Here is a 15723-nt window from a genome sequence, read left to right as displayed (position 1 = left end):
ACGTTCCTCATTTACGATGATTTCGTAAAGTAGAACGTGCTTTTCTTTATGATTTGCGAGGCGGACGTTTTCCGAAATATTGATAATAGTCACATTTAATATGACCGTTGTATAATTTGCGTTTTTTCGTTGCTTGTCTGCCGTATAATTGTTCAAATTGCTCATTAGAGGTAATAACGTACACAGACCACGTATCGTGAGGACGGAATACTTCGCCCATCGTTTTATACAGCTGCATTACCTCTTCTTTTTCACCGAGACGCTCTCCGTAAGGCGGGTTGCTAATAATACAGCCGTACTCTTTTCTCGTTGTAAAATCATTGATTTGCATTTGTTTAAACGTAATCAAGTCACCAAAGCCTGCTTCAGAAGCATTGTTAATAGATAAATCAATCATCTTATGATCAATATCCGAGCCTTGAATATCTAACTTTTGATCATAATTAGCAAGGTCATGCGCTTCTTCTACGGCGCGATACCATAATTTCTTATCAACAAAGTCCCATTTTTCAGACGCAAATTCACGATTGAGTCCTGGCGCAATGTTTTGGCCAATCATGGCTGCTTCAATCGGAATCGTCCCCGATCCACAAAACGGATCAACAAATGGCTTATCTGGTGTCCAGTTTGTTAGCTTAATAAGCGCTGATGCCATCGTTTCTTTAAGTGGTGCCTCACTATGAAGGGCACGATAACCACGTTTGTGTAAGCCCGTCCCACTCGTATCAAGCGTAAGTGTAACTTTATCTTTTAAGATGGCAACTTCAATTCGGTAAAGTGCTCCGTCTTCTGGAAACCATGTTTCACGGTTATACGCGGTTTTCATCTGATCAACAACGGCTTTTTTTACGATGGCTTGACAATCGGGTACGCTATAAAGTGTAGACTTCACCGACTTACCGATTACGGGAAATTCGCCATTTTCGGGAATAAAATCAGACCAAGGAAGTGCCTTCGTTTGCTCAAATAGCTCATCAAACGTTTCCGCTTTAAATTCTCCAACGACAAGCTTCACGCGATCTGCCGTTCGTAGCCAAAGATTGGCACGACAAAGCGCACTTTCATCGCCGGAAAAAAAGATCTTTCCATTGTCTACACGCACATCTTCAAACCCTAAGTCTCTTACTTCTTGAGCCACAATGGATTCAAGTCCCATGGCAGCTGTCGCAATATATGTTAAGTTCATTGAAATCTCCTCGTTTTATGTACGATTTTTGCACTGCAAAGAAAAAAGGCCGCTAGGGCCCGTTTCTTTAAGTGTCACCAATAACGTTCTGTAAGCCATGTTCTGTTCCTTCGTACTACAGACGACTGCTAAGTCTCGTACTCCGGTGGTAATCATCTATCTTCAGGTGATTCACCTGATCTTCTTCGCGTTCAGTTCCGCAAAGAAAACTCCCCTACCATAATTTGGGTTTCTCGCTCGTGGGGTTTACCGCGTTCCACTCTTTTCGTTTCCGAAAAGACTACGTCACTGTGGCACATTAAAGGTAGTGTCACCATATCTTGCGACTTAGGTGAGTTCCCTGCCGTTAATCCAGTCGAAACCAGAATACCCTGGCTTATCTTTTCGCCAGGCACGAACACTACGGGCGTCGCAGCCCGTGCGAGCATGGACTTTCCTCAACGATTTTCAAAAGAAATCGCCGCGATTACCCGAACGTTATTAGTATTAAATTGTCTCAAAGCAAGATTCAGTATACCAAGAACTTCTGCAAAAATCAATGAGAAAAATAGTGCGCTTCTTTAATCGTATAATTTGCTTCCAAATACGTGCTTCTCTAAATTCGATAAACGCTGCAGGATATCAGAGTTTACATTCATGGTTGAAGCTGGGGGAACGCGTCGCGTTTGCTCGGACGTATTTTGCATTTCTTTGCGAAGGCGATTGTTTTCTTGCATTACAGCCTCTAATTCTTTTTGGAAATTCTCATAATCTTTAATGATTAAATCTAAAAACTTATCGACTTCATCTTGATCATAGCCGCGAAAACCTTGTTTAAAATCTTTTTCTAAAACGTCTTTAGCTGTTAAATTCATTTTTTTCTCACTGTTCATAATGGTCACCTCTGTCATTAACTTCATTCAAATTGTGCATGTTGAACCCGTTTTTATTTTTTCAAATGTCTACGAAAAAGTCAATTTCTCTTTCATTGGTCAAAGAAATCACCGCGCATCGCCTGCTCTTCTTCATAGAGAATTTCCAAATCATACGGCGTAATGTATAGTATTTCGTATGAAGCGTCATTTTCCTGCCGAAGCTTTGCATTTTCTAAATAAAAGCGGGGTGATCCTGGCTTATCTTCGTCATATAGCGCTACGATTCCATCTGTTTTTTGCACAAGAAAACGATTTTTCGAGCGCAATTGTCCCGGCGATTCATACGGCTTATGAGAAAGCGATTCGACGAAATCCGCTTGACGAAGTAACTCCTCATATTGTGCTTGTCTTTCTTCTTTCCACTTACTCTGTTGATCCTGAAAAGGGGTTAAAATCGCCAATCTAACGTGGGGATAGTTTTCTCGTAAATGAACGGTCACTTCCCCTGCCCACATCTCGACACCACTTTGGCCACTAATGATCACCCACTCCAAACCCTCTTCTTCAATTAACTGCTGTAAACGGCGCTCTAGCGCTTTTTTTATGTAATAAATACCCTCATGTTTTTCATTATAAATGCCTAACTCATGCGCTTTATAACCCGTGACTAGCACGTTTTTCAAAAGGGCACCTCCTTATGTACAATAAAAGAACCAATCAGATGATTAGTTCTTTTACTTACGTTGCTTGACTTAATTCATTTGAGATAAAAAGCGTTAGTCCTAACACAATAAAAAATGCAAAAACAACCCAAATTCTCACGTTTCCATCTCTCCATCACGACAAATTAATAACATTCTTCACAGCAACCGACACTTCTTACCAGGAACAAAGAACTAGAATGTCAAAATAGCACCATTCCTGCGCTTGCCTGGGCAATAAGCCGTATTTTCCGTGACGATTTCCTTATTATTTTACACAAAATCAAGAGAAATGAAAACAACAACAACCTTAAAAAATTCTGACTTTTTTAGGTAATTTCTTAAAATAGATGAAGAAGTCATTAGAAAAAAGGAGATTAATCCCATCTTCATGCTACGAAAGAACAAGACGACCTCATGTTAGGGCCTTTTTGCAAGCAATGGCGTCAATCTTTATCTCTCTTTAGAAGTAGCGACTTTCTTCTTAAGGCGTTCAATTCGTTTTTCAAAAGCGCTCCGTTCTTGCTCGTCAATGCGACGAACGATTCGGCGTGTGCTTTTATAGATTGCATAGCCTTGTTGTGCATATAGGAGTGCTTTTTCTGGATCTTTTCCGTGATGTTCATACCATTTTGCAACTTCTATAAAAACGTCACTATCGTGTTGTTCTTCTTGACAAAGCTCTTCCCATAGGCGACAGGCTTGCTCGCCTTCTTTTTCTTTTTTTAATAAGGCAGCCAGAGCTTTTGTTACCGTTCGACGAAGAGAATGCTCTTGCGTTAGCAGCGCTTCATAGCGAATGCGGGCCAGATGTGATTCGCCAACAGCTTCAAACCATCTTGCGGCTTCGAATTGTTCTTTTACTGAAAGCGGAATAGCATCTTGTAAAATATAAGAAAGATGAATATAGAGTGTAATCAACGAAAGAACATCCCACTCGTTATGCGTCATCACTCCTTGAATGAGCTCGGGATCTTGTTCTTTTACGTATTGAAAATACAGCATAGGTGCCAAGTAACCAGGAACATCATGCTTTCGTTTAATTTGCAGAATGGCTTCTTCTACAGCTGCGAGCCGAACAGAAGGCAACGTGTCCCTCCAGAGACGACGAGAGCCGTGCAATAAATCAAAATGACCGAATGCGGGGAGGGACGGTACGAACTGCCGTAGTAACGTATGCCTTGTTTTCACTTGTGGCCAGTCAAAGGCTTTTCCATTGTAGGTAACGAGATTTTTTAAGCCTTTTACATGATGAAGAAAATAATGATACATCGCGACCTCTGATCCTGGTCCTTGTAACAAATACTGCCGAACATTTACCTTCTGATCTCTCACTTGACTCGATCCAAGCAAGAAAATAGAATGCCCTGCGCCACTGCTAAGACCGGTCGTTTCGGTATCAAAAAAGAGAAGATCTTCTGCCTCTAGTGCTCCAGAAGAGAGCGGATGTTCACTTCGTAATGTCCGCCAGCCTTCGAGCACAGGTGCTAACTCACTAAAGGTATAACGTCCCCATTTTGTTTGAAGAGGGTACGCAACTTCACGAATAAGGCACGCTTCGTCCTCATACTGATAAGGCGTTGTGTGAAAAGACTTCCACGTTTCTTCGTGCTGACTACCATTCTCTACTTCCTCAGGAATTGGCGGCGAATCGGCTTCTTGTTCTTTAATGAGATGCTTTTTAAATGTATGGAGCTTCGCCTTTAACACGTTCTCTTCCTCCTTTCTTTTACAGGTGCTTTAAAAGGGCAACGCTACGTTTTTTCGCCTCTATGTTCAGCAACTCTGTCCCTATACATGAAGGACAGCCATCTTGACAAGGACAGTTTTCAATAACCATCGCAGCGCGCTCAAGTACCTCATCAAAACGCTTGTACACATCATGCGCTAATCCAATGCCACCAGGATAATGATCATACAAAAAAATTGTTGGCAGCCCTGAATGCGTCGCTTTAATTTGTGAAACCACATGAATATCTCGTACATCGCACATAACATGAACGGGAACAACGTGTTGTAATACGTGCGCAACGCCAAGTAATAATTGTTCAAGTGTTTTCTCAGCAAGTGTAGGATCAACATTTGTTAACGCTAACCAACAGGCATTTGTGTGCAGTTCTTCCTCGGGTAAAGCAATCGGTCCTGAACCGATGTTCTCAAACGTCGACAGCTTTATTTTCTTAAAAATTGAAGGCAAAATATGAATAGCCACATCGCCAAAATGAACGGAGCTGTTCGCACGTTGCGTCGTTTCATCCACTTCTAACACATGTAGTTGTACCGCTAAATTAGCGTCTGTGTAATATTCCACCTCTACTTCTTTTACGTAGGCTTTACAATGATCCCAATCGAGTTTTTCGACTTGATATTGCGTACCTTCATGTAAATATATCGCTTCATCATGCAGCAAGGTCATCGCGCTAAAACGATCCATTTCACCAATAATATGAACATTTGCTTTGTCAGACGTATCTATGATGACAACATTTTCTTGAGAGGCAGAACGCAAGCTAATATTGGCGGCCGGAAACACTTGACTTCCCCAATGATACGTATCTTTATGAACATGAAGAATGCGCTCTTCGCGTAAAAATTCTAAAATATCGTTGACGTCGACGCTACCAAACGTTTCGTCCGCCTTAAATGGTAATTCATACGCGGCGCACTTTAGATGATCAACGAAAATAATGATGTTTTCCGGATTAATTCTTGCAAATTCAGGAGAGCGTTCGAAAAAGTATTCGGGATGTGCAACCACATATTGATCAAGTGGAGTAGACGAGGCAACCATAAGAATTAACGATTCCTCTTGCCGACGACCGGCGCGTCCAGCTTGTTGCCACGTACTGGCTACACTTCCAGGATAACCTGTCATCACACAGACTTGCAGTTGACCGATATCCACCCCTAGTTCTAGCGCGTTCGTACTGACGACACCTTTAATTTCGCCTGCGCGTAGACCACGTTCAATTTCACGACGTTGTTTTGGTAAATAGCCGCCACGATAGCCACGAATGGCTGTTGATTGAATATCGTTTTTCGTGAGCTCTTGCAAATGACTTAGTATCAGTTCCACGCGCACTCGACTACGCGCAAATACAATCGTTTGAATGTCGTTTTTTAGAAACATTTTTGCTAAAGCATTTACTTCAGCCGTTGCGCTTTTGCGAATATTTAAAGGTTGATTCACAACCGGTGGATTGTAAAAAGCAAAATGCTTAACACCACGCGGAGCGCCATTATCATCAATTAATGTCATGCTGTGACCTGTTAATTGTTGCGCAAGCTCTTTTGGATTAGCGATCGTTGCAGACGTACAAATAAACTGTGGTGAACTGCCATAAAATGCACAAATTCGCTTGAGGCGTCTAATCACATTGGCAACATGGCTTCCAAACACGCCTCGATACGTATGTAACTCATCAATGACAACATATTTAAGATTTTCAAATAAGCTAACCCACTTCGTATGATGCGGTAAAATAGCTGAATGCAACATATCTGGATTCGTAATAACAATATGCCCTGCTTGGCGAACGACTTGACGAATGGCCGGTGACGTATCCCCATCATACGTATAACTTTTGATCTCCATCTCCATTTCTGCAATCAACTCATTGATTTCACTTTTTTGGTCTTGCGCTAGCGCTTTCGTTGGAAAAAGATACAGCGCTCGATTTTCTTCTTGTTCTGCAATGGCTTGCAAAACAGGTAAGGTGTAGCACAATGTTTTTCCTGAGGCGGTTGGCGTGACCGCTACGATATGCCGACCGTTCTGTACGCTTTCATACGCAGTATGTTGATGCGAATAGAGCGCATGAATGCCGCGCTTTTTTAATGCCGCTGCAATGCGCGTATCAAGCGTAGCTGGAAATGGTTTTGTTTTTGCTTGTTGCGCTCCGATTTCATGCCAATGAATAATATTTTCATTTGTTTTTAATTGTGGAATCAATTCCGATAATGATTGTTTCTTAAGCATCCCGGTCACCTCTTTTGCTCTAGTGTATCGAATAACTGTTCGTATGGCTAGCATGATGACGTAAAGAAAAGGACGCTTTACGTAAAGGTCCTTTTCACTCACTACACTATTTCATTTCAATAAGTTCCGCAATCGCTTCTTCAATCGCCTCACTTGGTCTTTGACAGTGAAAATTTTCACAAACATAAATCATTGGGTGCTTCTTCGTCCGATCCACGAGCTGAAAACTAGTAAACGCCGCTCGTTCTCGGGGATCTTGTAGAAACCAAACAACGTGAGGAAGAAAGGTTTTCTGTAGCGTTCGTAAAGAGGAAGCAACCTGTTCTTGCTCAGCGACAAGAACGACCTCTGCCGTTTTCATTTGGGTTAACATCCATACTTGCAACAGTTGGGTGTGGCCAGTAGGATAGTGTGATAGATCGGATGAAAAGACGTCAAAAAGGGCTTCAAGCTTCTCATCATACTGTGGATCAGCTGTTAATTTCCCTAATTTCCAGAGCACATACGCTGCCACGCCGTTGCCCGATGGCATGGCGCCATCATACGCCTCTTTACCCGTAACAATTAGTTGTTCTGCATCGTTTCCAGCATAATAAAAACCACCATGAGACTCATCCCAAAACAATGAGAGCATGTCTTGTGTCAACGTTTGTGCCTTGGAAATATAACGATCATCAAAGGTTGCCTCGTACATTTCAAGATACGCCCAGGCTAAAAAGGCATAATCATCAATAAATCCTTTACCTTGCACATCGCCTTCACGATAGCGCACCATGACGCGGTCATGAATGACAAGTTCTTTTTCAATAAAGCTCAGCGCGCTCTTTGCGTGCTCGCGATAGGCGGGCTCATCCCATGCCGCTGCAGCTTTTGCTAAGCCGACGATCATTAATGCATTCCATGACGTAAGGATTTTATCATCTTTATGAGGTGGAATGCGTGTTTCGCGATAGCGATAGAGCGTTTGGCGGGCCTGCTCTACTAACGTGCTTAATTTTTCCTCGGTGATGCCTAATGTTTGCGCAATGCGTTCTTTACGTTGATGAATCAAGTTCGGTACATTGTTTCCTTCAAAATTACCTTCGTCTGTAATATCATACAGCGCACAAAAAGCGGATGCCTGTTCTTGTGGGAGTTGACGTTCGATCTCTGTTTTTGAAAATACGTAATATTTCCCTTCTTCTCCTTCAGAATCGGCATCTTCTGCACAATAAAAACCGCCTTGCTCATCACGCATAACAGTCGTTACATACTGGATAATTTCTGCCGCAATTTGTTGATAACGCGGCTTTTTCGTAACTTGATACGCCTCTACATAGGCAATTAATAACAAGGCATTGTCATAGAGCATTTTTTCAAAGTGCGGCACTAACCACATTTGATCCACCGCATAACGAGAAAATCCATAGCCAATTTGATCATAAATCCCACCATCAGCCATCGCATCTAGTGTTCGTTCAACCATTTGTAACGCTAAATCATTTCCTTGCCACTGACCGTAACGCAATAAATAGGTGAGAATAGTAGGAGCAGGAAATTTAGGAGCTTGCGAGAATCCACCATAGATCGAATCAAACATTTGCCCCAGTTGATTAAAGCACGTATGTAAAATGGTTTCTTGTAAAGCAGTTGGTTCTTGCTTCATTTTTCGTTGTAAGCTTTCGGTTAGACGCTTACTATAGTCGTGAATTTCCTCATGTCGTTCTGTATATTTTTCAGAAAGCTGCGTTATGACACTTTTAAAACCAGGTGATCCATACCGATCTTCTTTTGGAAAATAAACACCGGCATAAAAGGGTCGCTGATCGGCGGTTAAAAAGACATTCAATGGCCAACCACCTTGCCCTGTCAGACCTTGACAAACTGCCATATACACTTGATCTAAGTCTGGTCGTTCTTCACGGTCTACTTTAATCGCAACGAATCGTTCATTTAATAAGGCAGCGACCTCATGATCATCAAAGGATTCTTTTTTCATCACATGACACCAGTGACATGTCGAATAGCCGATCGAAAGAAAGACGGGCTTCTTTTCGCGTCGCGCTTTTTCAAATGCTTCTTCTCCCCACGGATACCAATCGACAGGCTGATGTGCGTGTTGAAGCAAGTAAGGAGACTTTTCATGTATAAGTCGATTCTCGTTCATCGTCGTACCATCCTTTACTCATCATTGTTAGGATCTCTTGTAGTCATCTTATAACAAATAGACTAGAAACTCTAGGACAGTCGTATTCTCTTAAACTTTTTTGTACTTGCCTTGAGTTTTTTACTTTATATTGTGTACTATATTGTAAGATAAGAAGAAAACAACTTAGGAGGATTATTGTGCCAACCGTTAGCATCATTATTCCTGTTTATAACAGTGGGGAAAAGTTACATAAATGCATCCGTTCCCTCCAAAAACAAACGTTTGAAGATATTGAAATCATCCTTATCAATGATGGCTCTACCGATCATAGTTTAGCTATTTGCGAGCGTTACTACACTAGTGACTCTCGTATTACGATTATCTCCACAGAAAACAATGGCAGTATAGCTGCCCGTAACCGTGGAATGGAGGAAGCAACCGCTCCTTATCTCATGTTCGTAGATGCCGATGATTGGGTAAGTCCACACATTGTTCAAACATTGTTAGAGGCGCTTATTAAGAATGAATGTGACCTTTCTGTATGCAATATTTACAAAGTGCTTGGCGGTCATGCCTTGATAAAAAAAGAAAACCCTTCCCTTTATTTTCAAAACGATCGCCTGTATACAGGTGAAGAAGTGAAAAATGAACTAGCAGCCGCGTACTTCCATGGCCACCCTTTTCCATCCGCACTCTATGCGAAGCTATATAAAAAAGAGTTAGTAAAAAATAAGGGAACATATTTACAACGTATTCAATTTCTTGGAGATGACTTGTTTTTTAACTTAGAAATTTTCTTGGAGGCAAAACGCGTAAAGCTCATTAATCAACCGCTGTACTACTATCGAAGTGGGGGGGCTACGAGTAAGTTTATGCCTTCCTTATTTTGGGATTCAGTTAATGGCTATGAAATTCAAAAGGAAGTCATCACGGAGCATTATACGAACAGTAAGGATGAGCACATGGCCGGAATTAGTCTCATGCTTCTCAATACGTTTAAAACGGTATTAATGAATATGATGAAAAACAATGCTACTTCAGAAGAACGTCTTGCTCTCATTGCTGATTATTGTCATCATCCTTCTTTGCGTGAAACGCTAAATCATTCGCGTTCTATTCAATATTTCACAACTGACTATTTACAAAGCATTGCGCAATGTGACACACAAGCGCTTTATGCAATCGGCGAGAACATGCATAAACAGTCTCGCATGAAAGAATGCATGAAACGCATGCTCGCTGCCTTATTGTAAAATGCGAAGAAGCCCACGGTGGAGAGGAACAGGGGTACTGTACCATCGTGGGCTTCTTTGGTATATCCTTATTCTAAACTTTTTAACGATTCAATCATGTTAATTTTTGTCACTTTTCGTCGTAAAAACAAATTAGAAAGAATCGTTAAAACGAACGCTACTACGATAGAAAGAACAATTACCATCAGCGGCAACGTATCTGGAATTTGCTGATGCGGACTTGACAAGGCACCGATAATTTTAGCAAACACATACGAGCTAATCGGCAAGGCAACAACGACAGCAAATAGAGTTAACAAGATATTTTCAAAAAAGATTAACCCATGAATCTTCGCTTTTGGATAGCCTAATACTTTAAGTGTTGCTAGTTCACGGTTTCGTTCATAAATATTAATAGAAGAAATCGTAAAGATGGCGCCAAACGAAAGAACGATTGCGCAAATGATAAACATAATAAATACGAACGTATTTTGCTTCACGATATAGTTCGCTGATTTTTTGGCATCATCTTGCGTCGTAATCTGATCTACGTTTTCATTTCGTTCCAGAGAATGCGTTATTTTTTTCATGTGTGCTGCCTCGGTTTTCAGCAGAAGTGAAGATACGGGAATCTGTAGGCCTACTTTTTTTAAATATGCCGGCGTGCCATAAAAAGATGGGTTACTATACTGTGATGTAATGGCGCTTACTTTCAGGGATAGCGACTTATGAGGAAGATCTTGTGATGTAGGTTGCAAGAAAATGGTGTCCCCTGCTTTAATGTGATAGCGGTCTGCATACGACTTTGGCACAAGTACACCGTCATCATCCAACGAAACGGCTGTATCTTTACTTGAGAAAAAATGAAGCAGCGTGTTGTTTTTCGGTGTAGAAATGAGCGTTGCATTGTGCTTCCCTTGATTGTTTACGAGTTGAACAGGCGTCGTGGCTAGCTCATAGCGAGCGGTTACTCCAGCTGGTAGCTCTCGCGTCGCTGGCACTGCTCCACTTTTGTAGTCAATGCGTAAATCGTAACTTCCGACTTGCTCGGTTTGCTTCGCTACTTTTAATAGCGCTGTTTGGGTACCAAAGGCGGTAATCAACAGTACCGTACTCACAACAACACCGATCGAGCTCGTTAGCGCTTTGCGCTTATTTAAAAAGATATTTCTGAAAATGATTTTATATTGGTACGGCAGAGCTTTCCACATCTTCGGAAAACGTTCTAGCCATAATTGCTTCATCTTTTTCGGCGGCTTCGGTCGCATCGCCATAGCGGCTCGTTCTTTTAAAATGGTGCGACCACTTAAATAACAAGCAACCATTCCAAAAATGCTTGAAATGACGAGTGGCGGAATAAGGCTATAAAAGGAAAGAGAAAACGATAAACCTGGCAATGAATAGGCGCGTGCACTTGATTCTCGTACAAACGGAACAAAGACATAATTGGCCATGATGCACCCTAAAATGGAACCGAGAATACTAACGATGAGCGGATAGCCCATATAATGAAGCATAATGTTGCGATTTTTCACACCTAATGCTTTCATAATACCGACTTGACTGCGCTCAGAATCAATCAAACGTGACATGGATAAAAACAAAATAATCGCTTCTATGAGAAAAAGCACAATCGGAATCACTTTACTCATCATGTTGTTATTATAAATCGTTTCGTAAATTTTCGAATAACTAAACGAACGCTCTTTACTTTCCTGCTTCAGGTAAGATAGTCCTTGCTTTTTAGATTGCGCAGCTATAACTTTACCGATGTTCTCTACATCCGCTTTTTTATGGAGAGAGACGAGCAGCTCATTGTATGTAGTAGATCCCATTACGTCTTTTATGCCGCTTTCCGGAAGATAGGCAAAGCCTTCTGAAACATGATCTTGAATGTCATTTAGTTTAGCATGCTCGACATTTTCTCCAAGACCACTAATGGTCATCACATGCGCTTGATTGCGCACCGTGATCGTTGTTGTTTGTCCGACTTTAAGGTTGTGTTCTTTCGCATAATGCGCATCAAGAAATAGTTCATTAGATGCTGACGGGAGTTGCCCTTTGAGAAGTGTCGGCGTATTTATTGCATTCTTTTTTGGAATTGAATGAAGCGTTACCGTTGTTTTGCCCGTTTGAAACTGTTGTTTTCCTTCAACGGTATACCGGCCTTCTACGCGCTTTACCCCTTCTATGTCTTGAAAACGCTGAACCTCATTTGGTGAAAGTGTTTTATAAGTAACTGTTAAATCGCTTAAATGATGCTTTTGCACGTATGAATCTGTATAGGTACTTAAGTGATCGCTATATGTGACAAGCCCTGCATAAAAAAAGGCACCAACCGCAATGATGAGTACAAAGGCTATGCTTTGTCCAATGGATTGCTTCAAATCTCGAAGTAACTTTAACCATAGCTTCATAGACTCACCATTCAATACTTTCTACACGTTGTTTTTCAGTATTAATGATGACGCTTTCGATTTTCCCGCTTTTTACTTTAATAATTTTATCTGCCATCGGTGCAATCGCGGTATTGTGCGTCACTAAGACGACGCATTTATTCATTTGCGTATTTAAATCTTGAAGAAGTTTCAAGACAGCCTTCCCTGTCTCATAATCAAGTGCGCCCGTTGGTTCATCACATAATAAAAGCAATGGATTTTTGGCAACCGCTCGAGCAATCGCTACACGTTGCTGTTCACCACCAGATAATTGCGAGGGGAAATTTTTGATCCGTTCGGTTAACCCTACCTTGTGCAAAATATCTCTTGCATCCAAGTGATCCTTACATACTTCTGTTGCAAACTCGACATTTTCTAACGCGTTTAAATTGGGAATTAAATTATAAAATTGAAATACAAAGCCAATCTTTTCTCCACGATAGTGCGTTAATTGTTTTTCATTCCATGCTGTAATTTCCTTCCCACCGACAAAAACGTGTCCTCCGGTTGCCGTATCCATTCCACCCAATATATTTAGGATCGTGCTCTTTCCAGCTCCACTAGCTCCTAAGATTACGACAAATTCGCCTTCATTAATTGTAAAATCTACACCAGCTAACGCCTGAATTGGCACCTCCCCCATCTTGTACGTTTTCGTTACTTCTTTAAATTCAATTAACTGTGTCAAGCTTCCACCACTCCTTCATACCACTTTTACGATGATTATTTTTACATTAATTACAAAAAAAAACCACACTTCTTCATTATCAGTGAAGAAAGCATGGTTAGCAATCTTTTTTTACGCATCTATAGGAAGAGAAACGTGTTACTCACACAGCATTTCCCACCAAAAAAAGCTCATCACAGCATAGCCCGTTTCTCGTGGACAAATGCTACTTAGTTCTACAATGTACATTGTACCTGGAGGCAAAAGTACCGATCCCTTTGCGTTATTAATGTTGTTTTCAAACGCTTTTAATGCATCTTCCATAACATTCTTTCCCCCGATAATCCGCAAATTACATCCTGTATAAATTTCTGCACGCCACGTTTTTTTGCCGCAATCAGTATAATTCCCAGGAGCAATATCGGACGAGCGCGTTAATTCCCCTCGCGCCGTTGCACATAAGTAGGTACTAATCCGAACAGGAGAGTTTGAAAAGTTAGCGGTTTTGATTTTATTTAAAATAATCGTAACATCAGACTGTTCAGGATTAACAAGTAGGGCATAAGACTTCGTACCGTTTCCAAACGGCATCTCCTGCCCACGCCCTTTAAAATACTTTCCTGCAAGTGCTTGTTTATAGCCATCGCTAACATCTGCTGTATAGATTGGCCATTCTTGCTTTTTCATAACGCGCTCGGTACGAACTGATTCGATGGGCTCTCTCATTCTTTTATTTCGCTGTCGTTCCTCTTGCAAGGCACTCACATCCTTTTAAACAAATCGATCCATTATGTTTATGTATGCAACCGTCCTAAATATGCATGAAATTTCATGAAAGTGTATGAATAATTAGTATGCGGTCTACTTTTAAAAAAGGACAAAGCGTTCTTCCACGTTTTTTGTTACAGCTAACATGTACATACTTTCTTTTTTTACGTCTTTTGCATCGCCTTTTTACTAGCATAAAGCCCGTCAAAACGAGGACAAAACACACAGAATAAAGAAAGAAAACGCTTTACTAACAAACTATTCTTTATTTTCTTAATACATTTAAAATTTCATTTCCAGTCAATAATCATTGACTGCTAAATATTTTGTAAATTAAAATATTAATAGAACAAACATATTGGGGGCTAAAACATGGAAGCAACAGCAAACATCGACCAAGACGGTCACGTTGCAAAAAAGAAAAAACATCCGCCAGGATTGTATTTGCTGTTTTTCACAGAATTGTGGGAACGTTTCAGTTATTACGGAATGAGAGCGTTGCTCGTACTCTATTTAACAAAATCACTCGTTAGTGGAGGCTTAGCAGTAGAAACAAGTACTGCCTATTGGATCTATTCCATCTTTACAGGTGCTGTTTACTTTACCCCACTGATTGGCGGCTATTTATCAGATCGCTATTTAGGAAGACGCCTGGCGATTACGATGGGTGGAATTACGATTGCACTTGGTAATGTCGCATTATTTTCTTCACAAAGTAAAACAGCGTTCTTTCTTGGCTTAGCACTTCTTATTATAGGTAATGGTTTCTTTAAGCCCAACATTTCAACCCTTGTTGGTGAACTCTATCCAGCAACAGATTCTGCGCGCAAAGATGCTGCCTTTACGATTTTCTATATGGGCATTAACATTGGTGCCTTTTTCTCACCACTTGTCGTTGGTTATTTATCAGATGATTTATTTAAAACAACCGTTAATGGTGTAGAACAATTTGGTTATCGTTATGGCTTTTTAGCATCGGCTATTGGAATGATCATCGGCCAAATTATTTTTAATTTGCTTGCGACGAAATATTTAGGAACACTCGGCACAAAACCTGTAGGAAAACAAGGAGTGTCTCGTGCTGGTGTGCAAGCAAAACAACCGTTATCTCCTGTTGAGAAGAAACGCGTTAGCGTAATTTTCATTCTAACGTTCTTTGTTATTTTCTTTATGGCTGGTTTTGAGCAAGCAGGTAGCTCGCTCACCATTTATGCCGATAAATTTATCGATCGCACGATGTTTGGTTGGACCGTACCAACTGCATGGTTCCAATCACTTAATCCTTTATTTATCGTTATTTTCGCCCCTATTTTATCTCTCGTATGGGTGAAGCTCGCAAAATCAAAACGCGGGGATTTTTCCACACCAACAAAAATGGCATTAGGATTAATTTTACTCGGCTTAGGATTTGCTGTACTTATGCCTGCACTGCTTCAAACAGGAACAGGTGATACGGCTGTTGTAAAGGCAAACATGATCTACATGGTACTTCTTTACTTCTTGCATACGATTGGAGAACTTTGCTTACAACCAATCGGTCTATCCATGGTAAGTAAATTAGCACCTGTAAAATTAGCTTCTCTCATGATGGGTGTATGGCTCGCAGGCTCTGGGGTCGCTAACCTGTTAGGTGGACAACTTGCTTCTACGACAGAATCACTCGGCTACTTTAAAGTATTCATTATTATTGGTAGCATTACACTCGTTCTTGGCCTTATTTTACTTACGCTTTCCAAAAAGCTTGTAAAAATGTCTGACGGTCGCTTATAA

General features: G+C 40.9%; 11 protein-coding genes and 1 other RNA gene. 2 read left to right on the top strand and 10 right to left on the bottom strand.

From position 1 onward, the window contains the following. Positions 1 to 46: 46 nt before the first annotated feature. From A374_RS03705 to A374_RS03675, 7 genes are all read right to left on the bottom strand, one after another. Entirely contained in the window at positions 47 to 1186 is a 1140-nt protein-coding gene (locus tag A374_RS03705; protein WP_007200844.1) for a THUMP domain-containing class I SAM-dependent RNA methyltransferase, read from the bottom strand. 86 nt (positions 1187 to 1272) lie between these two features. Beyond that, positions 1273 to 1664: RNase P RNA component class B (rnpB, locus tag A374_RS19815), an RNA gene on the bottom strand. An 82-nt stretch (positions 1665 to 1746) separates the two neighbouring features. After that, complete coding sequence (gpsB, locus tag A374_RS03695) at positions 1747 to 2058, bottom strand: cell division regulator GpsB (RefSeq protein ID WP_007200842.1); 312 nt, start codon at positions 2056 to 2058, stop codon at positions 1747 to 1749. Positions 2059 to 2150: 92 nt separating this feature from the next. Next, positions 2151 to 2723, bottom strand: coding sequence for an SLOG family protein (locus A374_RS03690; RefSeq protein ID WP_007200841.1), 573 nt, complete (start codon positions 2721 to 2723; stop codon positions 2151 to 2153). A 471-nt stretch (positions 2724 to 3194) separates the two neighbouring features. Further along, complete coding sequence (locus tag A374_RS03685; protein WP_007200840.1) at positions 3195 to 4451, bottom strand: ribonuclease H-like domain-containing protein; 1257 nt, start codon at positions 4449 to 4451, stop codon at positions 3195 to 3197. Positions 4452 to 4470: 19 nt separating this feature from the next. Further along, complete coding sequence (locus A374_RS03680) at positions 4471 to 6720, bottom strand: DEAD/DEAH box helicase (protein ID WP_007200839.1); 2250 nt, start codon at positions 6718 to 6720, stop codon at positions 4471 to 4473. Positions 6721 to 6826: 106 nt separating this feature from the next. Further along, positions 6827 to 8866, bottom strand: coding sequence for a thioredoxin domain-containing protein (locus A374_RS03675; RefSeq protein ID WP_007200838.1), 2040 nt, complete (start codon positions 8864 to 8866; stop codon positions 6827 to 6829). Between the two features lie 179 nt (positions 8867 to 9045). Here A374_RS03675 and A374_RS03670 point away from each other — a divergent pair, with 179 nt between their 5' ends. Beyond that, positions 9046 to 10101: a glycosyltransferase family 2 protein gene (locus tag A374_RS03670; protein ID WP_007200837.1), complete on the top strand. Its 1056-nt coding sequence runs from the start codon at positions 9046 to 9048 to the stop codon at positions 10099 to 10101. A gap of 68 nt (positions 10102 to 10169) precedes the next feature. Here the strand turns inward: A374_RS03670 and A374_RS03665 are convergent, their stop codons facing one another. From A374_RS03665 to A374_RS03655, 3 genes are all read right to left on the bottom strand, one after another. Beyond that, complete coding sequence (locus A374_RS03665; protein ID WP_007200836.1) at positions 10170 to 12497, bottom strand: ABC transporter permease; 2328 nt, start codon at positions 12495 to 12497, stop codon at positions 10170 to 10172. 4 nt (positions 12498 to 12501) lie between these two features. After that, positions 12502 to 13206 carry an ABC transporter ATP-binding protein gene (locus A374_RS03660; protein ID WP_007200835.1) on the bottom strand — a complete coding sequence of 235 codons (705 nt, stop codon included), beginning with the start codon at positions 13204 to 13206 and terminating at the stop codon, positions 12502 to 12504. A gap of 138 nt (positions 13207 to 13344) precedes the next feature. Continuing rightward, positions 13345 to 13941 (bottom strand): DUF6143 family protein, encoded by a 597-nt coding sequence (locus A374_RS03655; RefSeq protein WP_007200834.1) that lies wholly within the window; start codon positions 13939 to 13941, stop codon positions 13345 to 13347. Positions 13942 to 14325: 384 nt separating this feature from the next. On the opposite strand from A374_RS03655, the gene A374_RS03650 reads away from it, so the two are divergent. After that, positions 14326 to 15723 (top strand): peptide MFS transporter, encoded by a 1398-nt coding sequence (locus A374_RS03650; protein ID WP_007200833.1) that lies wholly within the window; start codon positions 14326 to 14328, stop codon positions 15721 to 15723.

It is taken from the genome of Fictibacillus macauensis ZFHKF-1 (genome assembly GCF_000269865.1).
Taxonomy (GTDB): Bacteria; Bacillota; Bacilli; order Bacillales; family Fictibacillaceae; genus Fictibacillus_C; species Fictibacillus_C macauensis.
This window is presented reverse-complemented; position numbering and strand designations above follow the sequence as displayed.

What these genes read in the sequence shown, in the direction of transcription:
- gpsB (WP_007200842.1), bottom strand. Translation starts at nt 2,058, where the DNA reads ATGAACAGTGAGAAAAAAATGAATTTAACAGCTAAAGACGTTTTAGAA.
- A374_RS03680 (WP_007200839.1), bottom strand. Translation starts at nt 6,720, where the DNA reads ATGCTTAAGAAACAATCATTATCGGAATTGATTCCACAATTAAAAACA.
- A374_RS03665 (WP_007200836.1), bottom strand. Translation starts at nt 12,497, where the DNA reads ATGAAGCTATGGTTAAAGTTACTTCGAGATTTGAAGCAATCCATTGGA.
- A374_RS03650 (WP_007200833.1), top strand. Translation starts at nt 14,326, where the DNA reads ATGGAAGCAACAGCAAACATCGACCAAGACGGTCACGTTGCAAAAAAG.
- A374_RS03705 (WP_007200844.1), bottom strand. Translation starts at nt 1,186, where the DNA reads ATGAACTTAACATATATTGCGACAGCTGCCATGGGACTTGAATCCATT.
- A374_RS03675 (WP_007200838.1), bottom strand. Translation starts at nt 8,866, where the DNA reads ATGAACGAGAATCGACTTATACATGAAAAGTCTCCTTACTTGCTTCAA.